This is a genomic window from Arthrobacter mobilis (assembly GCF_012395835.1).
Lineage (GTDB): Bacteria > Actinomycetota > Actinomycetes > Actinomycetales > Micrococcaceae > Crystallibacter > Crystallibacter mobilis.
Genome location: NZ_JAAZSQ010000013.1, coordinates 48,470 through 68,100, shown reverse-complemented (window position 1 = coordinate 68,100; position 19,631 = coordinate 48,470). Strand labels below are relative to the sequence as shown.

Genomic DNA, 19,631 nt, shown 5'->3' with positions numbered 1-19,631 from the left:
GACCAGTCTAAAGTAGTTTTTCAACACTATTGATCGCATGATCAATAAGGCTTTTGGGTGTGCAGCCACCCCACGACAGAGGAGTCTTGATGGCCTGGAGAATGCCAGCCGAAACCGCCCCCCACGAGCGCACCTGGATGGCGTTCCCTCGCCCCGGCCTGACCCTGGGCGACGACGCCGCCTCGGCCGAGGAGGCGTATGCGGCCTGGACCGCCGTCGCCCATGCGGTGGCCGAGTTCGAGCCGGTGACCATGGTGGTGGACCCGGGCGAGCGCGACCGGGCCCGCCGCATGCTCGGCAGCGGGATCGAGCAGGTCGAGGCCCCGCTGGACGAGTTCTGGATGCGCGACATCGGCCCGACCTTCGTCGTCGACGACGAACGGCCCGGCGTGCTCGGCGCGGTGGACTGGATCTTCAACGGCTGGGGCGCCCCGGCCTGGTCCGAGTGGGAGAAGAGCCGCGGGACCGGCCGCTTCGTCGCGGCCCAGGCAGGAGCCGAACTGGTCAGCTCCGTGCTGGTCAACGAAGGCGGCGCCATCCATGTCGACGGCGAGGGCACCGTGCTGGTGACCGAAACCGTGCAGCTGGACCCTGCCCGCAACCCGTACGCCGACAAGGCACGCGTCGAGGCGGAACTGGCCCGCACCCTGGGCACCACTCACACCGTGTGGGTGCCGCGCGGGCTGACCCGCGACTACGAGGACCTCGGCACGCGCGGGCACGTCGACATGGTCGCCACCCTGCCGTCCCCGGGCCGGATCCTGCTGCACTCGCAGGGCAATCCCGAGCACCCCGACTACGAGGTCAGCCGCAGCCTGCAGACCTTCTTCGAAAACCAGGTGGACGCCGCCGGCAAGCCCTTCGAGATCGTCCCGCTGCCGGCACCGGCAACCCTGCGGGACGAGGAAGGCTTCGTGGACTGGAGCTACGTCAACCACCTCGTGGTCAACGGCGGCGTCATCGCCTGCGGCTACGGCGAAGAGCGGGCCGACGCCCTGGCGGCCGAGATCTTGGCCGAGGCCTACCCGGGCCGCCGCGTGGTCACCGTGGACGCCCGGCCGATCCTGGCCCGCGGCGGCGGCATCCACTGCATCACCCAGCAGCAGCCCGCGCTGACCGGGCAGGTGGCCTGATGGGCCGCCGCTTCGAGGTCGTCGAGGCCTCCATTGCGCAGCTGCGCGCCGCCCTGGAGGCCGGCGAGGTGACCAGCGAGGAACTGGTCCAGGCCTACCTGGACCGGATCGAGGCCTACGACCGCGGCGGCATCCGGCTGAACGCGCTCGTGGTGATGAATCCCGAGGCCCTGGCGGAGGCCCGCGCCTCGGACGAGCGCCGGGCCCGCGGCGAAACGCTCGGGCCGCTGGACGGCATCCCGTACACGGCCAAGGACAGCTACCTGGCCAAGGGCCTGACCGCAGCCGCCGGCTCCCCGGCGTTCGAGCACCTCACCGCGCAGCGCGACGCCTTCACCATCGAGCGCCTGCGCACCGCCGGGGCGGTGCTGATCGGGCTGACCAACATGCCGCCGATGGCCAACGGCGGCATGCAGCGCGGCCTCTACGGCCGCGCCGAGAGCCCGTACAACGCAGACTTCCTTACCGCCGCGTTCGGCTCCGGCTCCTCCAACGGCTCCGGCACCGCGACGGCGGCCAGCTTCGCGGCGTTCGGCCTCGCGGAGGAGACCTGGTCCAGCGGCCGTGCCCCGGCGTCGAACAACGCGCTGTGCGCGTACACGCCCTCGCGCGGGGTGATCTCGGTGCGCGGTAACTGGCCGCTGGTCCCCACCATGGATGTGGTGGTGCCGCACACCCGCACCATGGCCGACCTGCTGGAACTGCTCGACGTCATCGTCGCCGACGACCCGGACCGCCGGGGCGACTTCTGGCGGATGCAGCCGTGGGTGCCCATCCCTGCCGCCTCCGCCATCCGCCCGGCCTCCTACCCGGCACTGGCGCCCGCCGGCGCCGAGGACGCCCGGGCAGCGCTGAGGGGAAAGCGCTTCGGCGTGCCGCGCATGTACGTCAACGCCGACCCCGAGGCCGGCACGAGCGAACACCCCGGCATCGGCGGACCCACCGGGCAACGCATCCAGACCCGGCAGTCCGTAATCGACCTGTGGGACGCTGCCCGGCGGGACCTCGAAGCGGCCGGTGCCGAAGTGGTGCTGGTGGACTTCCCGGTCGTCTCCAACTACGAAGGCGACCGCCCCGGCGCCCCCACCATCGCCACCCGCGGCCTGGTCAGCCGGGAATACCTCCGGCGCGAAATCGTGGACCTTTCGGCCTGGGCATGGGAGGACTTCCTCGCCGCCAACGGGGATCCGGCGCTCAGCAGCCTGGCCGGCGTCGACGGCGCGAAGATCTTCCCGCACCCGGACGGCGCGCTGCCGGACCGTTACGACGGCTTCGACGACGACATCGCCGACTACCCGGCGCACATCCGCGAGCACAAGGTGTCCTCCTTCACCGAAATCCCGCACCTGGCAGAAGGCCTGCGCGGCCTCGAGGAAACCCGGCGGGTGGACCTGGAGGAATGGATGGACCGCCTCGGCCTGGACGCCGTGCTGTTCCCCGCCGTCGCCGACGTCGGACCGGCCGACATGGACGTCAACGAAGCCTCCGCGGACCTGGGCTGGCGCAACGGCGTGTGGGTCGCCAACGGCAACCTGGTGCCGCGGCACCTGGGCATCCCGACCGTCACCGTGCCGATGGGCACCATGGCCGACATCGGCATGCCCGTGGGGCTGACCTTCGCGGGCCGGGCCTACGACGACGCCGCCCTGCTGGGGCTCGCCGCCGCCTTCGAGGCGACGGGGGAGCGCCGCACCGTTCCGCCGCGCACCCCGCCGCTGGACTGAGCCGGCGGGTCCGGCGGTCCGGCGCGGACGCGGTTATGCACCCAGCGTCAACCCTTGGTCGCTCAAAGCCAAGACCTGCCGACTGCCGGTGGGGCAAGGTGGTGGCAGTACCACCACCTGCATCGACGATCAAGGAGAGGGACCATGACCGCCGAATCCACCCTTCAGGGCACCTTTGCCACCGCTGCGGACCTGCTGGCCGTAATCGAGCCGGAGACCGGGGGCCGCCAGATCAAGGACCCGGCCACCGGCGAGACCGTCGGCCGCGTGGCCGAACCCGGTGCTGCCGAGCTCGAGGCCGCGGTCGCGGCCGCGAAGGCCGCCCGGCCGGCCTGGGCGGCACTGGGCCACGCCGAACGCAGCGGGTTCCTGAACCGGGCCGCCGACGCCGTCGAGGCCAATGCCGAGGCCCTGGCCGAACTGCTCTCCCGCGAGCAGGGCAAGCCGCTGAACGGACCCAACGCCCGCTTCGAGGTCGGCGCCTGCGCGGCCTGGCTGCGCGCCACCGCAGGCTTCGAACTCGAGCCGGAAACCCTTCTCGAGGAGGACGGCACCCGCGCCCAGCTCTTCTACCGCCCGCTCGGGGTGGTCGGGGCGATCGGGCCGTGGAACTGGCCGATGATGATCGCCGTCTGGCAGCTGGCCCCGGCCCTGCGCATGGGCAACACCGTGGTCATGAAGCCCTCCGAGTACACCCCGCTCTCCGTGCTGGCCCTGGCCCGGGTGCTCAACCAGGTCTTCCCCGAGAACGTGCTCACCGTCGTCCCGGGCGGGCGCGAGGTCGGCCAGGCCCTGGCCTCCCACCCGGACATCGCCAAGGTCATGTTCACCGGCTCCACCGCCACCGGCAAGGCGATCATCCGCTCGTCCGCGGACACGGTCAAGCGCCTGACCCTGGAACTGGGCGGCAACGACGCCGGCATCGTGCTGCCGGACGCGGACCCCAAGGCCATCGCCGAGGGCCTGTTCTGGGGCGCGTTCATCAACACCGGCCAGACCTGCGCGGCCCTGAAGCGCCTGTACGTGCACGAGGAGATCTACGACGCCGTCTGCGCCGAACTGACCCAGCTGGCCCGGACCATGCCGATGGGACACGGGCTGGACGAGAACAACGTGCTCGGCCCGCTGCAGAACAAGGCCCAGTTCGACATCGTCGCCAACCTGGTCCAGGCCGCCAGGGACTCCGGCGCCCGGGTGCTCACCGGCGGCAACCCCGACCCGGAGCAGCCCGGCTACTTCTACCCGGCCACCCTGGTCGCCGACATCGACAACAACAACCCGCTCGTCGCGGAGGAGCAGTTCGGCCCGGCCCTGCCGATCATCAAGTACTCCAGCATCGAGGAGGCAATCGAGATGGCCAACGGACTGGAGGTCGGCCTGGGCGCCTCGGTCTGGTCCGCCGACCCGGACAAGGCCCGCGAGGTCGCCGCCCGGATCGAGGCCGGCACCGTCTGGATCAACAAGCACGGCGCCGTGGACCCGCGCGTGCCCTTCGGCGGCGCCAAGCAGTCCGGCTACGGCCTGGAATTCGGCATCGAAGGCCTCAAACACCTCGGCACCCCCCAGGTCATCAACGGCTGACCCGCAGGATCCCGCAGGACCCCGGCCACCACTTCGGTGGCCGGGGTCCTGCCGTTTAACCGCCGCCGGGACGCTTCCTCCGGGGGAATGGCCTTAGGTGCCGGTCGAGGCCGGTGGCATGCGGGCGGGTTTGGCCTGCCTCGACGTCCAGCCCTGTTGGTGAAGCCGTTCAAAGCCGTCCAGGAGCAGATCGAGGGCGAACTCAAACTCGAACTGGTCGTCGCAGCCGTGCCCGACCACCGAGCCCTCCTCGTGAGCCGCCGCCATGGCAACTCGCGCGACGTTCGGATACCGCTCGGCCATCTGCCGGAACATCGCTGCCAAGGCCTCCGGCGGCACCGCCGGGGCGTCGGCTTTCGGGCCGGCCGGAGCGTCAAACAACTCCTGGGTGAAACCCCACATCCGGCTGCCGAGAGCATGCATGACGTGGTGGGTGAGGTCGACGGAGAAGCCGCCGGCCAGGAACATCCCGATGAAGCTGTCCGTGTACCCGAGGACCGCCGGAGTCTGCCTGGTGCGGGATTCGAGCACCTGGCGGGCCCACGGATGCCGCAGGAGCACCCGCCGGGCCGAGAGCACCCGCTGCCGGATCGCACTCTTCCAGCCGGCACCGCCGGCGGGAGGATCAATCTCGGCGACCAGGACATCGACCATCGCGTCCAGGAGCTCTTCCTTGTTCGCCACATGCTTGTAGAGCGCCATCGGCACCACGCCCAGCTCCTGGGCCAGCCTGCGCATGCTCAGCGAGTCGATGCCGGCCTCGTCGGCCAGGGCAACGGCGGCGGCCAGCACGCGCTCCCTGTTCAGGCGCACGCGCCGGCCCTCTTCGGCCTGCCCAGCCATCAGCCACCTTTCCCGGACGTTCCGGTCCTTTCCGCCCTTGACAAGCGTACAACGTACACCTAGCGTTGGCAGCAGAAGGTGTACGCCGTATACTTTTACCGTCGAGCCGCAGAGGACGCCGTCGTGAACCCCACCAGCCACATCGAGATTCCAGCCCTCGCCCCGGCAGCCACCCGGCGTCCCCGCGCCCGCTGGCTGGTGCCCGCCGCCCTGATCCTGCTCAGCTTCGTCCCGGTGCTCCAGGGGTCGCTGCGCCTGGCCGAACTGGCGGGTGGTGCTGACGTCACGCCGGAAAACGCGCGGTTCTTCGCTTCTCCCGTCCCGGTGGTGGCGCATATCGTCAGCGTGACGGTGTACAGCGTGCTCGGGGCGTTCCAGTTCGTGCCGTCGCTGCGCGGCCGGCGCGGCTGGCACCGGGTCGCCGGGCGCATCCTCATCCCTGCCGGCCTCGCGGCCGCCCTCTCCGGCCTGTGGATGTCGGCCTTCTACGCCCTCCCGCCCGGCGACGGCGAGGTCCTTCTCGTCCTCCGGCTGTTCTTCGGTTCGGCCATGGTGGCCGGCCTCGTCCTGGGCATGCTGGCCATCCGGCGCCGGGACTTCCGTAAGCACGGGGCCTGGATGACCCGCGCCTATGCCATCGGCCTGGGCGCCGGCACCCAGGTCGTGGTGCTCCTGCCCTGGATGCTCCTCATCGGTCCCACCGGCGAACTGGCCCGGGCCGTGCTCATGGGGATGGCCTGGATGCTGAACCTCGCGGTCGCGGAGTACATCATCCGCCGCCGGGACCTCAGGAGGCGACAGGTCAAAGCGGGAGCAGTTTCAGGTGTCCCTACAGCCGCTTGATGGAGAACTGTCGCTCCCGTGGGATTATTGCCGGATCCGTTCGTATTGGTGAAGCGCGGATTCTGTTGCTTTTTCCAGGTAGTGCCGGGGGTTCCTCATAGCGTCCTGCAGGGATGGTGCGTGTTGCGCCGCGGATTCGGCCACGACTATTCCGTGAGGGGCCAGAGTTGCCTGGTCCAGCTCGAGCTTGCCGGCTATGGCAATGGCGTCAATGCCGGAAGTCCGGGCGCGCTGGGCCAGCGCGATGGGGGCCTTGCCCTGGATGGACTGATCATCGAGGGATCCTTCCCCGGTCAGGACGAGATCGGCTGCTGCCAGGGCCTCGTCCACATTGATAAGGTCGAAGACCAGATCGGCTCCGGGCTGCATGGTCGCGTTGGTGAGGGCCATGAATGCGGCTGGAAAACCTCCTGCGGCTCCGGCCCTGGGCAGTTTGGACACATCCACTCCGGATATGGAGCGCAGCAGGTGCGCCCAGTAGGCCAGGGCCGCGTCCAGGGCAATCCGGGCGCCCGGGTTGGCGCCTTTTTGGGCTGCGTAGACATGTGCGGCCCCGTTGGGCCCGCACAGTGGGTTCGTGACGTCGCAGGCCATCACGATCTCCATTTGGGATAAACGTGGATCCATGCCGGTGAGGTCGATGGACCGCGCTGTTCCCAGGCCGGCACCGCCCTCGGGGATGGGATTGTGGTTTGCATCGAGGATCTTGACGCCGAGGGCCTGGACGGCGCCGGCCCCGCCGTCGGTTGTGGCAGATCCTCCAAGCCCGATGACGATGCGTGTGGCACCATCGTCCAGGGCAGCCCGGATGAGCTCCCCGGTGCCAAAGGTGGACGCACGCAGGGCGTTTTCGGGAGTGGGCTCCACATGCCTGAGGCCACTGGCATTGGCCATCTCGAGGACAGCTGTTTCACCTAACCGCACCCACGCCGCTGGGACGGGCCGGCCGAGGGGGCCGGTGACGGTTGTGGAGTGTTCGGTTCCACCTGCGGCGAGCGCAGCTGTGCAGGTGCCGTCTCCGCCGTCGGCCAGGCCCAGGCGAATGATGGAGGCTGTCGGCCAAATCCGGTGAACGGCAGCCTGCATGGCGGCTGCTGCTTCAAGGGCAGTCAGTGTTCCTTTGAATTTGTCGGGGGCGATGAGGACCGTTTTTTGTGTCATAAGGGGTCTCAATCCGGGCAGGTGGTGCCGTTCCCCGGGGAACGGCACCACCTGGCGTATCTGGGGGTGGATGGATTTCTAGGACGCCAGAGTGGGGTCGTCTACGGCGTCGCGGAGATCGTCCAGGCTCCTGCCGCGGGTTTCGGGGATGAAGAAGGTGGAGATCACGGTGATCAGGGACAGCACCGCGGTGTAGGCGGCGATGGGGATCCAGGCGCCGAGACCGGCACCGGTGACCTCGGGGCCGCCGTCGGCGCTGATGACTGCGGCGATGATGGCCGCTCCGATCATGGGGGCGATTCCGCCGGAGATGACGGCGGAGACTTCGCGGGCGACGGAGACGCCCAGATAGCGCTGGCGGGCACCGAAGAGTTCGGACATGAAGGCGCTCTGGGACCCGAACATGCCCCACGTGCCGATGCCAAGGGCCAGTGAAACCACCACGATGGTCAGGACCGTGTCCCCCAGGCTGAGCACATACCAGATCGGGAACGCGGCCACGAGCTGGAAGAGCGCGAAGCTGCGGTAGGTCTTCACACGGCCGAAGCGGTCGGAGAGCTTGCCGGCGATCGGTACGACGATCGAGCCCAGCGAAGCGGCGAAGACCAGTGACAGGGCGCCGATCGGGCCGGTGACGCCCACGGCCTGGGAGGTGACGTAGGCGACGGCCAGTGCCTGGTAGATCGAGGACGTTCCGTTTTCGGCCAGGCGCAGGCCGATGCCGCGCAGCAGGGTGGGGCGCGAGTTCTTCAGAAGCGTAGTCAGAGGCTTGTCGACGATCTGCTCGTGGGCTTCGAGCTTCTGGAAGGTGGGGGATTCCTTCAGGCTCATCCGGATGAAGATGGCGACGCCGAGGATGAGAACGCTGGCCAGGAACGGGACGCGCCAGAGCCAGGTTTCGGTGATGGCGGTGTTCTGGTTGGCATTGAACATCAGGAAGTAGACCAGGGCCGCGACCACGGTTCCGATTTGGACACCCATGAAGGGAAGGGAGGCGTAGAAGCCGCGTTCCTTGCGGGGAGCGTATTCGGTCATGAGGATGGAGGCCCCGGCCATTTCGGCACCGGCTCCCAGGCCTTGGAGCAGGCGGAGGGCGATCAGCAGGACGGGGGCCCAGATGCCGGCTCCGGCCGAGTACCAGTCGCCGCTGCTGCCGTTGTAGGTCGGCAGGACGCCGATGAGGGTGCTGGAACCGCCCATGAGGACGATGGTGGCCAGCAGAACGAATTTCCGGCCGATTTTGTCGCCCAGCCGGCCAAAGATAATGCCGCCGAGCGGGCGGATGGCGAATCCGAGGAAGTAAGTGCCGAAGCTGAGGATGAGCCCGGTTGCCGGGTTGCTGTTGGGGAAGAAGAGCGGGCTGAAAATCAGCGCCGAAGCGAGGCTGTACAGGGCGAAGTCGTAGTATTCAAGGGCGCTGCCCAGCGAGCTGGCCCAGGCGGCGCGGCGCAGGTCCGCCTTGGTGACCTGCGGGTCGGCTGTGTGGTTTTTGATAGTAACGCCATCGTTAGTATGCATGGGTCTGCCTGTCTTACGGTGTGGATGATCTCACACGCTGATGGGTATTGCTATGGATGGACGGCTGGCGCGGCCGGTTAGGAAAGGGGCCAGTCCGGGCCCGGCGCCGGTTCAGGCGCCGGTGAAGGTGGCGGGCCGTTTTTCCTGGAAACTGGCCACGCCTTCACGGAAGTCTTCGGTGGCGGCGGTGAATCCGCTGGCGATGGCTTCCAGGATGGCCGAGGGTGCTCCCGCGGCGGCAGCGTGGATCAGTTGCTTGCTTGTTTGCTGTGCGATCGGTGCCCCTTCCAGCAGGATGGCGACCAGGGCGCCGGTGGCCGCATCGAGGTCCTCGGACGGTACGGCCTCGGTGATCAGGCCCCAGGCGAGGGCGGTTTCGGCGCCGATGCGGCGGCGGGCCAGGATGATTTCCTTGGCCCGGGCCGGTCCCACCAGCTGGGTGAGCCGTTCGGTGCCGCCCCAGCCGGGGATGGTGCCCAGGCTGGTTTCGGGAAGTCCGAAGCCGGCCGTGTCGGCGGCGATGCGGAAGTCGCAGGCCATGGCCAGTTCCAGCCCGCCGCCCACGGCCAGCCCGTCGACAACGGCGATGGTGGGCTGGCGGAGCCCGGCCAGCAGGTTGAAGACCCGGTGGCCGATGGTGATCCATTGCCGCCACATGCCCACGGGGCTGAACTGGGAAAACCGGGTGATGTCCGCACCGACGCAGAAGACCTTGCTGCCGGCTGTGCGCAGCACCAGGACCCGGGCGCTGGAGGAGTCGACCTGGTGCAGGAGGGGTTCGAGGTCTTCGAGCAGTTCCAGGGTCAGGGCGTTGAGCTTGTGCTGTCTGTCAATGGTGATGGTTGCTATCTGGCCGGTCGGGTCAAGGTCCAGGCAGACGGTGTCGGTGCCGGGGAGTGTTTCGGTCATGGGAGTGGTCCGTTCTGGCTGTGGCAGAGGTTGGAGAGGAAGGCCGCGAATGGTGGGTTAGGAATCCAACTGCTGCAGCCGGTGGTGCGGGGCCAGGCCGGGCAGTTTCAGGCCCAGGGGGGCCGGTTCAAAGAGCCGGGCGTCCATCAGGCGCAGTTCGGCGCTGACGTTCAGGGCGAAGTCGGCTTTGCCCAAGACGTCCTTTTCCAGGTCGACGCCGGGGGCGATTTCGGTAACGGTCAGGCCCTCGGGCGCAAGTTTCAGGACGGCGCGTTCGGTGACATACATGACGTCCTGTCCGTTGGCCAGGGCGCGCTGTCCGGAAAAGGTGGTGGAGTTGACCTTGTTGACGAACTTGGTGAACGGGCCGTCCGAGACAATGTTCAGCCGGCCGTCCTCGATGCGGATGTCCCTCCTGCCGGCGGTGAAGGCGCCCAGGAAGATGATGGACGGGGCACTGGAGGTGATGTCGGCGAAACCGCCGACACCGGCGGTGACGTGGCGCCGGCGCGGCAGGCTGTGCACATTCACGTTGCCCTGGACATCGATTTCCATGAAGGAGAGCAGGGAATGCTGGAAGCCTCCGCCCTGCAGCAGGGTGAACTGGTCAATGCTGGGCATGATGGCGTCGGGATTTTGGGCGACGCCGAAAACAAAGTCCAGCAGCGGCACGCCGCCGACGGCTCCCTGTTCGATGACCCAACTGACCTCGTTGCCCAGCTTTTCCTCCACGAGGATGTGGGGAACCAGGGCCGAGACGCCGAAGCCGAGGTTGGCGGTCTCGCCGGACTGCAGTTCCTGGGCGGCCCGGCGCGCGGTGATTTTCTCCAGGGAGAAGCCGACCGGCTCCAGGGTGCTCAGCGGGCGGCGCAGCTGCCCGGAGATGGCCGGATCGTAGGGGGTCTGGGTGGTCTGCAGCTGGTCGGGAGCGACCACGACGGCGTCCACGAGGATGCCCGGCACCCGCACCTTTTGGGGATCCAGGGATCCTGCCTGGGCGATCCGCTTGACCTGGGCGATGACGATGCCGCCGTTGTTGTGCGCGGCGTAGGCCAGATCCAGCGCCCCGAGCGGTGAGGCCTCTTCCTCGAAGGTGAGGTTCCCGTCTTCGTCGGCGGTGGTCGCGCGGATGATGGCCACGTCCGGGACCTGGGCTTCGAAGAACAGCCATTCCCTGCCCTTCAGTTCGGTCAGTTCCACGATGTCCCTGGGGGTCGAGCCGTTCATGCGTCCGGCTTCCTGGCGCGGGTCGATGAAGGTGTCCAGCCCGACCTGGGTGAAAACGCCCGGCTGGCGGGCCGCGGCAGCCCGGTGCATCTGGTACAGCACCCCGGAAGGGAAGTTGTAGGCGTGGATTTGCTCGTTCTCGATCATCTGCCAGATCAGCGGCGGCTCACTGCTGGAGGGGCCGGAGGGCAGCGAGCCGGCAATGATCCGGGCCAGCAGGCCCGGGCGGGCCAGGTGGTCGATGCCCTTAATGCCCCACATGTCACCGGCGGCGATGGGATGGATGGTGGTCAGGTTCCGCGGGGCGGCCGTTTCGGTGAAGCGTTCGCCGATGCCGGCCAGCACCGCGTCGGGGCAGCCCAGGCCGGATGAGGAACTGACGGAGATGACGTCGTCGTCATTGATGAGCTCGGCGGCTTCGCGGGCAGTGAGGATTCTGGTCGTTTTCATGATGCTCCTTGGGCGGGTTCGGGTACGCCGAAAGCTGTTTTTGGGCGTGCGGAAGCACGGTGCGGGGCGTGCGGGAGGTAAGGGGAATCGGGGGTGCCGGGCGACGCCGGGGGCTAGCTGGGGGTGCGCGGCCGCCAGGAGGCGGTGGAGGCGCGGATGCGCAGCCGCGGTTCGATCAGGACGTGTTCGTGCCCGTTGTCGGGCTCGGGGTCGGCGATCCGGCTGAAGATCATCTCCGCGCAGGCGGTGCCGATCTTGTTCGGGAAGGTCGCGACGGTGGTCAGCGGGGGGATCATCTGGGCGGAGCCGGGGATGTCGTCGAAGCCTGCCACGGCGATGTCCCGGCCCGGTTCCAGCCCGCGGGCGTGGAGTTCTGCATAGATGCCGCCGGCGATGACGTCGCTGTAGGCGACGATCACGTCGGGCAGTATGCCGCTGTCCAGCAGTTCGGCGGTGGCCTTGGCTCCTCCGGCCGGGGTGGTCTCGCTGGCCAGCACCGTGGACGGTTCGAGCCTGATGCCGGCACTGTCGAAGACGGACTTCATCCCCTCGGTGCGTTCCACCCGGGCGGAGGTGTATTCCGGGCCGCCGACCAGGGCGACCGTCCTGGCTCCGATGCTCTGGATATGGCGGCCCAGCAGCTGCCCGCCGGTGCGGTTATCCGCCCCGACATAGTCGTGGGCGAGGTTGAAGTGGCGGGCCAGCAGCACCAGCGGTGTCCGGCTGCCGGCGAGCAGCCGGTCGATGCTGGTTGCCTCGCTCAGTGCGGCCGGCAGCAGGATCAGTCCGTCCACTCCCCGTTCCAGGAGGGTGGAGATCAGGTGATCCTGGCGTTCGGTGTCGTCCCGGCTGTAGCCGACGACGACGGTGTACCCGTTGGCGTAGGCCGCATCGTCCAGGGCCATGGCCAGTTCGGCGAAGTACGGGTTGCTGACCTCGGTCACGGCCAGGCCGATGGCCATGGACTTCTGGTTCCTCAGCGTCGCGGCCTGGCGGTTGTACACGTAGCCCAGTTCAGCCATGGCCTGGCGCACCCGGGTCTTGGTCGACAGCGGGATGGTGGGGCTGTCGTTGAGCACCAGGGAAGCGGTGGAGCGGGAAACGCCGGCGTGCCGGCTGACGTCGGCAAGGGTAACGCGCGGCATCTGTTTCTCCTTTGTGAGCGGGCTAACACAAACCAGTGTAGATCACGTTACTGGATCGATCCAGTAGTTTTGAAAAAATTTTCGTCAGGGTCTCCTTTTGGCGTGTCAATACTGGCTGGATCGGTTTAGTTGCCTCAGGGGAATCCCGGCGGCGGGCCGTGCCGGAAGCTTCCCGGCACGGCCCGCCGCCGGCGACAAATCTCTTGGGCTCCGCCAGGGCGTCGCCGTGTTCACGGGACAAGGGGTGTGGCCGCAGGGAGTTCGTTTGGCCTTATCAGCCGCGGGTGTGGACGCGGTGGTGCAGCGCCGGGAGGGCGGGGCCGAGGATTACTGGATCGGTTTAGCGGGTCCGAGGGAGTCGCGGATGACGAGGTGGGCGGGGAGCATCTGCGCGGCGGGGGAGGGGATTCCCTGCAGCAGCGCGTGCATCCGGTTCCAGGCCGTGCGTCCGAGTTCTGCGGTGGGGCTGAGGATGGTGGTCAGTTTCGGTTCGGTGTGGCGGGCCAGCGGGATGTCGTCGAATCCGGTGACGGACACGGAGGCGGGCACTTCAAGTCCCAGGTCCCGGAGCCGGGAGACCGCCCCGATGGCTGCCAGGTCATTGAATGCCAGCAGGGCCGTGGGCTGGTGTTTGAGGGCCTGGTCGACGGCCTGGTAGGCGGATTCGATGGTTCCGTCCGTCTGGACGCACTCCGTTTCCAGGCCCATGGCGGCGGCCGTGCAGATGGCCCGCCAGCGTTCCCGGTTCTGCCAGGAGTCGGGCGAGCCGGACAGGTACACCGCCTTGCGGTGTCCCTGGCGCAGCAGTTGGCCGCACAGTTCCATGGTTACGGAGAAGACGTCGACGGCGACCATGGGAAGGTCGACGCCGACCTCAATCCTGTTGACCAGTACCACCGGGACCTCGGCCCGGGCGAGGGTGCGCAGGCCTTCCACGGGGATGCGTGAGGAGAGCAGGAAAAGGCCGTCGACCTGGGGCAGCAGGTCCTTGGCCGTCTCCAATTCGGCGTCCGGATCGCCGTAGGAGCTGGCCACCAGGGTGCGGAAGGCCTGGGCCGCTCCGGCACGGTTGATCTCGTCGACCACTTCGAAGAAGTAGGGGTTGCTCATGTCCGGCATGAGGATTCCCAGGCTGCGCATGGTTCCCAGCACGAGTCCTCGGGCAGCGGCGTTGGGCTTGTAGGACAGCTCCGCCGCTGCCGTCCGGACCCGCTCGGCGAGCTCCTCGTTCACGGGGGCGGTTCCGGTCAGCACCCGGGAGACGGTGGCCGTGGAGACGCCGGCGCGGGCGGCCACGGTGCGGATCGTTGCCGCCGTGCGGGTGCCCTGTCCCCGTCTGGGTTTACGCTCGTTCACCGGTGCCTTTCGCCTGCTGCATCAATTCTGCACCCTAGATGCCAGCAAAGCCGTCCAGCGCGGCCTTCAGGGCCTGAGGGTACGGGCGGCTCCACCAGAGATCGCTGAGCACTTCCACCTCGATCAGGCCGTCATAGCCTGCCTCCTCGCACAGCCGAACAAACGAGGTCAGGTCAATGCTGCCCTCTCCCGGCATGCCTCGGCCGCTGAGCAGGCCGGTCAGCGGCAGTACCCAGTCGCAGACCTGTACGGTCAGGAGCTTTCCGCCGGCCCGCAGGACCTCCTGGCGGAGCCGGGCGTCCCACCAGACGTGGTAGGCGTCCAGCGCGATGCCTACGGACGGATGGTCCAGGGATTCCACCAGGTCGTTAGCCTCGGCAAGGGATGCGATGGCGGAGCGTTCCGTGACCATCATTGGATGCATCGGCTCAACGGCCAGCTTCACCCCGGCGGATTGTGCGTGGCCGGCCAGGTCCTCCATGCCTTCGCGGATCTGGGCGCGGGCGGCATCCAGGCCCAGGCCGTTGGGCCCCCCGCACACCAGGACCAGGCACTCCGCCCCGAAGGCATGGGCTTCCTCTATCGCCCGCAGGTTGTCCTCCAGGATCCGGGCCTTTTCCTCGCCGTCCCGGTAGGGGAACATGCCGCCGCGGCAGATGCTGGTCACCCTCACTCCGGAGGACCGGACCAGCTCCGCGGACCGGGTGACCCCCAGTGGGGCGTAGACATCGCGCCAGAGGCCGATGCCGGCAATATCGTTATCGATGGCAAGGTCGATGAGCTGATCCAGGCTGGCGCTGCGGACCGTCGTGGAGTTGATGCTGCACCGGGAGATGTCCATGGTTACCGGATTCCCTGGGCGGCGAAGTAGGAAGCGGCCCTGGCTGCGGTCAGCTCAGGATCGTCAAACAGGCCGATGTTGTTTCCGGCGCGGAGCAGGTCGGCCAGATGCAGCAGGTTGCGGCCGGATTCCAGCCCGCCGATCATGCGGAAATGATCCTGCTGGCCGTTCAGGTAGGCCAGGAACACGACTCCGGTCTTGTAGTACTGGGTGGGGGCGGCGAAGATGAGCCGGCTCAGCGGCACCGTCGGCTCCAGGATGGCCCGGAACGCTGATTCATCGCCGCGGCCCAGTGCCGCCAGTGCCGCGGACGCGTGTGCCGGAATGGCCCCGAAGGCCCCGAGCAGCGCATGGCTGAACCCCTTCGCGTCCCCGGCGATCAGATCGACATAGTTGAAGTCATCACCGGTGAACAGCTTGACCGAGGCAGGCAGTGCCTTGCGCAGGGCGATCTCGTAGGCCGGTTCCAGGAGGGAGACTTTAATGCCGGCAATCTTGGAGGTGTTGTTCCGGATCAGCTCCAGCACTGTCTCCATCGCCTCGTCGATGTTCCGGCTGCCCCAGTAGCCGGCCAGGGCGGGGTCGAAGGCTTCTCCGAGCCAGTGCAGCACGACCGGCCGGGAAGCCTGCCCGAGCACCTCCGAATAGGTGCGCAGGTAATCCTCGGCGTTCCGTGCGCCTCGGGCCAGGTGCCTGCTGGCCATCATCACGGCCGTGCCCCCGCGCTCCTCAATGAAGGCCAGCTGCTCAAGGTAGGCCCTGCGCACAGCGTCCAGCGAGGCCTCATGGTCAGGCAGCTGGTCGGTGGCCATGCCGACGACGACTGCGCCGCCGGTGTTCTGCGACTCCTTGAGAGTGCGGTCAATGAGTTCCTGGGCGCGCGGCCAGTCCAGCCCCATGCCGCGCTGGGCGGTGTCCATGGCTTCGGCCACGCCCAGCCCCCGCTCCCACAGGTTGTGCCGCAGCTGCAGGGTCGTGTCCCAGTCAATGTCGCCGCTGGAATCACTGGCACTGGCCCGGTACGGGTCGGCCACCACGTGGGCGGCGGCGTAAGCGGTCCGGCTTACTGAGGGCCCGGAAACGGATTCCAGCTTGGCCGGAGCCGAGAGCACGAGCCGCTCGGTACCGCCGGCGACGGGCAGTGAAACTGTGGTCATCGTGTCCTCCTGAAAACGTTTACAACGCGACGAAGGTTAATGAAACACCATCCTTATCTGGGGTGTAAAGAGGGAGGGCGGCGCAGCGCTCGGTCTCTTGTAAACGTTTTCAGAGTATGTTTTCATGATGGAACCCTTCCCTAACCGTCCCGAAGGAATCCTCATGAACTCACAGACCGTGTCCCTGTCCGCACAGCAGCAGGAAGCAGCCGCAGGTGAATTCACCGGCCGCACGGTGCTTATTACCGGCGGGGCCGGCGGAATCGGCCTCGCCATCGCCGAAGCCTTCGCCGCCCAAGGTGCCGTGCCGGTACTGATCGACGTGGCTGCGGCCGTCGCCGAAGCCGGAGCCGGGCTGAACGGCCACGGGCTGCAGCTGGACCTCGGGGAACCGTCCGCCGCCGAGGATGCCGTCCGCTTCGCCGTCGAGCGCACCGGCAGGCTCGATGTCCTGATCAATGCCGCCGGCATCCAGCTCCGCACCGAAGCAGCCGAAGTCGAGGAGCCGGACTGGCAGCGGCTGGTCGACGTCAACCTCTCGGCCGCCTACCGGCTGTGCCGGGCGGCAGTGCCCGCACTGACCGAATCCAAGGGTTGCATCGTGAACATCGCCTCACTCTCCGCCGACCGGGCAGTCCCCGGCATCGTGCCCTACGGCGCAACGAAAGCCGCCCTCGTACAGCTGGGCAAGGGGCTCGCCGCAGAACTTGGAAGCAAAGGCATCCGCGTCAACGCGGTATCGCCTGGCTACATCGTCACCCCCATGACCGCCGAGGTGCTGGACCAGCAGGACTTCCGCGACCGAGTACTGACCAGGATCCCCCTCCAGCGGCTGGCCGACGGCCACGACGTGGCAGACGCCGTCGTCTTCCTCGCCTCACACGCCGCCCGGTATATCACCGGAGTCGTGCTCCCCGTCGACGGCGGATACTCCATCACCTGACGGTTCGTCCCGGACCTAGCGACTGGCGTCGTCCCAGCCGGTGTTCCGGTCTGCATCGCGGATCCCCTGCAAGTCGTATTGGCCGTTTCCGATAACGGTCAGGGCGGTGTCGGCGTGCGCGCGCAGCAGGTCGCGGTGATGTCGCCGGGGGAGGGGATGTGGGAATCGGCCGCCGAGGAGTGGCCGGGGCCGGCGGTTGGCAATGGCACCGGCCCCGGCCGGTGGCGGAGCACGGCTCAACGCCACCTTCCCGGGGCAGGCGTCCCGTCCGACCGGCTTATTTGGGGCAGTTCGGTGAAACGGTCAACCTGCCCTTTACCGTAGTCAGGGGCATATTTAATGCAAAGACCCGCAGGTGAAGCCGGGACTGCTTCCACCGGATATTCGCCTTGCTAAGCGCTTTTAGGCCCCTGAGCCGGACGTGCCCTGACCGCCGCCCGGCCCCGGCGGTGCATGGAAGGAGGATATGGAGAACGTCGGAAAGGTCCTGATGGCCGGCGACTGGCACGGCAGCACCGCCTGGATGGAGAAGGTGCTGCGCCGTGCGGCGACGACGGGGTTCACAGCGCTGGTCCAGGTCGGGGACCTGGCGGTGCTCTGGCCGGCCGCGAACGGCGACGACAAATTCACCGAAGTCCTCAAGCGGCGGCTGGATGAGCACGGAATCACCATGATTTTCGTCGACGGCAACCACGACGTGCACCCGAAGCTGCGCGCCTTGCCGCGGAACGGTGAGGGCTTCGGGGCCATCAGCGACCGGCTGCTCTACGCGCCCCGCGGGCACCGCTGGGAACTGGACGGGGTCCGTTTCGGGGCCCTGGGCGGCGCCTACAGCATCGACCGTTTTCGCCGGAAGCTGGGCAAGTCCTGGTGGGAGGGGGAGGAGGTCATGCCCGGGGACGTGGAGCGGCTCGGTACCGGACCGCTGGACGTGCTCATCACCCACGAGGTGCCCGCCGGCATCGACGTCGCCGCCGGTTTCCCCCGCCGGCTGCTTCAGGCGATCCAGCGGGACTCGTACGCCAGCCGCCTGTTGGTTGCCGAGGCGGTGAGGAATACGACGCCGCACCTGGTGTTCTCAGGCCACTGGCACCAGCGGCGCACCGGCCTGATGCCGGGGACCCGGACCCGGGTCCACGTCCTGCACCAGGAGTTCTGCGGCGGGAACTTGGTGTCCCTGGACCTTCAGACCCTGGCCGTCGAGGAGTTCACGGTCTGAGTCCTGCCCGATCCAGCACCCGGGATCCTCCCGGCGGGCATCCCGGCGGCCGTCCGGGCTATCTCAGCCTGACCCTGGCCAGGACCATATTGTGGTCGGACCCGGGAGTCGACGTGAACTGGCCGCTGCTGTCGATGTCGAGGACATTCTCGTAGGAGACGGTTCCCTGGATGCCCTTGGTCAGGATGTAGTCGATCCTGCCCCAGGTCTGCCGCTGGTCGCGGTAGCCGTTGAAGGTCGGGTACTTGTAGTTGGTCGTGTGCGCACTGGAGGCGGCGTCGGTCCAGCCCAGCTCCATCAGGGTCTCGTGCGGAATGTTGGAGGGCAGCTGGTAGAAGCTGCTGTTCATGTCCCCGCCGATGATGACCGGCAGTTTCTGCCTGTTCAGCGACTTCATGCGCGCGTCGATCCGCGTCACCGTGGCGGTCTTGGAGTTTTTGCCGGTGAGCGGGATGTGCGGGTCCGTGTGGAAGGAGACGGCGTAGAACTTCCGGCCGGTCTTCTTCGACTTCAGCAGCACCCAGGCGGCGCCGCGGACGTTGCTGCCCGGGGCCTTCGGCAGAGCGAAGGTGCCGTGCCGGACCAGGCTGAACTTCCGGGTGCTGTAGGCGACCCGGTTGGAGTAGTAGCCGGCCACCCGGCTCTCCGGCCTGCAGTCCAAGGCGTACCCGGAACCCTTCAGCCGCTTGGCGAAGTCATCCATGGCCCTGGTCTTCATCCCGGCCACGGCGTAGTTGCCGGCTTCCTGCAGCAGCAGGACATCGGGCTTCCTGGACCCGACGGCCTGCTCGATGATGCCCACCCGCTGGGTCCATTTGGGCGTGCCGGGACCGGGGGTGCTGGTACAGACCGCGCACAGGATGTTCCAGGTCGCCACCGACACCTGTTCCCTGCCGCTGACCTCCGGAGCCGCGGCGTAGGCGGTCAGCCGGACGGAGGGCCTGGTCCTGAAATCCTGGTTGTGGGCGTAAAGCCGGATGAAGTTGGGCATTCCCGACCGGGATCCGTGGCTGACGTTCCGGATGGTGTAGCTGGTGTCCGTGATGTCCCCGAAGGTGCGCACGTTCCGGGTCATGGCCGCATTGTCCGCGACCACGATGCTGTAGTGGGTGGTGTGGGAGGTCCTGTTCCAGGTCACCGTGATGCTGTCCTGGCCGCCCGTGGCTTCGAGGGTGGTGAACCGGCCGGGAAAGTAGGCCCGGGTGCCGGTCCGGAGCGTGCCGGACCAGCCGGTGGGCGCCGGTGCTGCCGGCATGGACCACACCGGCGCCGCCGGGCCGTCCGCAGGGGCGGCGACGGCAGCAACCGGGGCCGTCGGCGCGAGGGAGAGCAGGGCGGCCAGTCCGGATGCGGCGGCCCTGCGGGGAAGTGATGCCATGTGTTTCCTTGTGGCACTGCAGCTGCAGGACAGCGGCCGGTTCCTCGGGGAGCGGCCGCTGTCCTGCAGGGTGCGTGGGCTATCGAAGTTCGATCTCCTCGATGACTCCGGTCTTCTTGTCGATTTCCAGTTCGGCGACGACTGCCCCGGGGATCAGCAGTGCGGCTGCAGCGCCTTCGTCCTCCTCCTCGCGGTCGTCCTCC

General features: G+C 67.9%; 16 protein-coding genes. 6 read left to right on the top strand and 10 right to left on the bottom strand.

The window, feature by feature from the left end:
• Nucleotides 1–89: 89 nt before the first annotated feature.
• The 3 genes from HGG74_RS13620 to HGG74_RS13610 all read left to right on the top strand — a co-directional run bounded on the left by HGG74_RS13620 (nt 90) and on the right by HGG74_RS13610 (nt 4,438).
• Nucleotides 90–1,133, top strand: coding sequence for an agmatine deiminase family protein (locus HGG74_RS13620; protein WP_168487164.1), 1,044 nt, complete (start codon nt 90–92; stop codon nt 1,131–1,133).
• Nucleotides 1,133–2,857: an amidase gene (locus HGG74_RS13615; RefSeq protein WP_168487162.1), complete on the top strand. Its 1,725-nt coding sequence runs from the start codon at nt 1,133–1,135 to the stop codon at nt 2,855–2,857. The genes HGG74_RS13620 and HGG74_RS13615 overlap by 1 nt, the downstream gene beginning before the upstream one ends.
• Before the next feature lie 144 nt (nt 2,858–3,001).
• Nucleotides 3,002–4,438: an aldehyde dehydrogenase family protein gene (locus tag HGG74_RS13610; RefSeq protein ID WP_168487160.1), complete on the top strand. Its 1,437-nt coding sequence runs from the start codon at nt 3,002–3,004 to the stop codon at nt 4,436–4,438.
• Nucleotides 4,439–4,531: 93 nt separating this feature from the next.
• Here the strand turns inward: HGG74_RS13610 and HGG74_RS13605 are convergent, their stop codons facing one another.
• On the bottom strand, nt 4,532–5,281 hold the full coding sequence (locus HGG74_RS13605; RefSeq protein WP_168487158.1) for a TetR family transcriptional regulator: 750 nt from the start codon (nt 5,279–5,281) through the stop codon (nt 4,532–4,534).
• A gap of 123 nt (nt 5,282–5,404) precedes the next feature.
• Here HGG74_RS13605 and HGG74_RS13600 point away from each other — a divergent pair, with 123 nt between their 5' ends.
• Nucleotides 5,405–6,124, top strand: coding sequence for a DUF2306 domain-containing protein (locus HGG74_RS13600; RefSeq protein ID WP_312856843.1), 720 nt, complete (start codon nt 5,405–5,407; stop codon nt 6,122–6,124).
• A gap of 24 nt (nt 6,125–6,148) precedes the next feature.
• On the opposite strand, the gene HGG74_RS13595 is transcribed toward HGG74_RS13600, so the two are convergent.
• The 8 genes from HGG74_RS13595 to HGG74_RS13560 form a co-directional block, all read right to left on the bottom strand.
• A complete protein-coding gene (locus HGG74_RS13595) occupies nt 6,149–7,285 on the bottom strand; it encodes a glycerate kinase (protein ID WP_168487156.1) in 1,137 nt (378 codons plus the stop codon).
• Nucleotides 7,286–7,363: 78 nt separating this feature from the next.
• Complete coding sequence (locus HGG74_RS13590; protein ID WP_168487154.1) at nt 7,364–8,803, bottom strand: MFS transporter; 1,440 nt, start codon at nt 8,801–8,803, stop codon at nt 7,364–7,366.
• Between the two features lie 111 nt (nt 8,804–8,914).
• Nucleotides 8,915–9,712 (bottom strand): enoyl-CoA hydratase/isomerase family protein, encoded by a 798-nt coding sequence (locus HGG74_RS13585; protein ID WP_168487152.1) that lies wholly within the window; start codon nt 9,710–9,712, stop codon nt 8,915–8,917.
• A gap of 57 nt (nt 9,713–9,769) precedes the next feature.
• Entirely contained in the window at nt 9,770–11,389 is a 1,620-nt protein-coding gene (locus HGG74_RS13580; protein WP_168487150.1) for an acyl CoA:acetate/3-ketoacid CoA transferase, read from the bottom strand.
• A 113-nt stretch (nt 11,390–11,502) separates the two neighbouring features.
• Complete coding sequence (locus HGG74_RS13575) at nt 11,503–12,534, bottom strand: LacI family DNA-binding transcriptional regulator (RefSeq protein WP_168487148.1); 1,032 nt, start codon at nt 12,532–12,534, stop codon at nt 11,503–11,505.
• Between the two features lie 327 nt (nt 12,535–12,861).
• The gene (locus HGG74_RS13570; RefSeq protein ID WP_205761906.1) at nt 12,862–13,890 is read right to left on the bottom strand and encodes a LacI family DNA-binding transcriptional regulator; all 1,029 of its coding nucleotides are present in this window, start codon (nt 13,888–13,890) and stop codon (nt 12,862–12,864) included.
• Nucleotides 13,891–13,924: 34 nt separating this feature from the next.
• Nucleotides 13,925–14,731 carry a sugar phosphate isomerase/epimerase family protein gene (locus HGG74_RS13565; RefSeq protein ID WP_168487147.1) on the bottom strand — a complete coding sequence of 269 codons (807 nt, stop codon included), beginning with the start codon at nt 14,729–14,731 and terminating at the stop codon, nt 13,925–13,927.
• Between the two features lie 2 nt (nt 14,732–14,733).
• Nucleotides 14,734–15,888 (bottom strand): dihydrodipicolinate synthase family protein, encoded by a 1,155-nt coding sequence (locus HGG74_RS13560; RefSeq protein WP_168487145.1) that lies wholly within the window; start codon nt 15,886–15,888, stop codon nt 14,734–14,736.
• 163 nt (nt 15,889–16,051) lie between these two features.
• Here HGG74_RS13560 and HGG74_RS13555 point away from each other — a divergent pair, with 163 nt between their 5' ends.
• Nucleotides 16,052–16,831, top strand: coding sequence for an SDR family NAD(P)-dependent oxidoreductase (locus HGG74_RS13555; protein WP_168487143.1), 780 nt, complete (start codon nt 16,052–16,054; stop codon nt 16,829–16,831).
• A gap of 466 nt (nt 16,832–17,297) precedes the next feature.
• Entirely contained in the window at nt 17,298–18,050 is a 753-nt protein-coding gene (locus tag HGG74_RS13550) for a metallophosphoesterase family protein (RefSeq protein WP_168487141.1), read from the top strand.
• Nucleotides 18,051–18,108: 58 nt separating this feature from the next.
• Here the strand turns inward: HGG74_RS13550 and HGG74_RS13545 are convergent, their stop codons facing one another.
• Nucleotides 18,109–19,428 carry an endonuclease/exonuclease/phosphatase family protein gene (locus HGG74_RS13545; protein ID WP_168487140.1) on the bottom strand — a complete coding sequence of 440 codons (1,320 nt, stop codon included), beginning with the start codon at nt 19,426–19,428 and terminating at the stop codon, nt 18,109–18,111.
• Between the last annotated feature and the right edge of the window lie 203 nt (nt 19,429–19,631).

Coding starts and splice junctions, on each gene's coding strand:
- HGG74_RS13545 (WP_168487140.1), bottom strand. CDS start 19,428: ATGGCATCACTTCCCCGCAGGGCCGCCGCATCCGGACTGGCCGCCCTG.
- HGG74_RS13555 (WP_168487143.1), top strand. CDS start 16,052: ATGAACTCACAGACCGTGTCCCTGTCCGCACAGCAGCAGGAAGCAGCC.
- HGG74_RS13620 (WP_168487164.1), top strand. CDS start 90: ATGGCCTGGAGAATGCCAGCCGAAACCGCCCCCCACGAGCGCACCTGG.
- HGG74_RS13550 (WP_168487141.1), top strand. CDS start 17,298: ATGGAGAACGTCGGAAAGGTCCTGATGGCCGGCGACTGGCACGGCAGC.
- HGG74_RS13575 (WP_168487148.1), bottom strand. CDS start 12,534: ATGCCGCGCGTTACCCTTGCCGACGTCAGCCGGCACGCCGGCGTTTCC.
- HGG74_RS13565 (WP_168487147.1), bottom strand. CDS start 14,731: ATGGACATCTCCCGGTGCAGCATCAACTCCACGACGGTCCGCAGCGCC.
- HGG74_RS13580 (WP_168487150.1), bottom strand. CDS start 11,389: ATGAAAACGACCAGAATCCTCACTGCCCGCGAAGCCGCCGAGCTCATC.
- HGG74_RS13610 (WP_168487160.1), top strand. CDS start 3,002: ATGACCGCCGAATCCACCCTTCAGGGCACCTTTGCCACCGCTGCGGAC.
- HGG74_RS13560 (WP_168487145.1), bottom strand. CDS start 15,888: ATGACCACAGTTTCACTGCCCGTCGCCGGCGGTACCGAGCGGCTCGTG.
- HGG74_RS13595 (WP_168487156.1), bottom strand. CDS start 7,285: ATGACACAAAAAACGGTCCTCATCGCCCCCGACAAATTCAAAGGAACA.
- HGG74_RS13605 (WP_168487158.1), bottom strand. CDS start 5,281: ATGGCTGGGCAGGCCGAAGAGGGCCGGCGCGTGCGCCTGAACAGGGAG.
- HGG74_RS13615 (WP_168487162.1), top strand. CDS start 1,133: ATGGGCCGCCGCTTCGAGGTCGTCGAGGCCTCCATTGCGCAGCTGCGC.
- HGG74_RS13585 (WP_168487152.1), bottom strand. CDS start 9,712: ATGACCGAAACACTCCCCGGCACCGACACCGTCTGCCTGGACCTTGAC.
- HGG74_RS13590 (WP_168487154.1), bottom strand. CDS start 8,803: ATGCATACTAACGATGGCGTTACTATCAAAAACCACACAGCCGACCCG.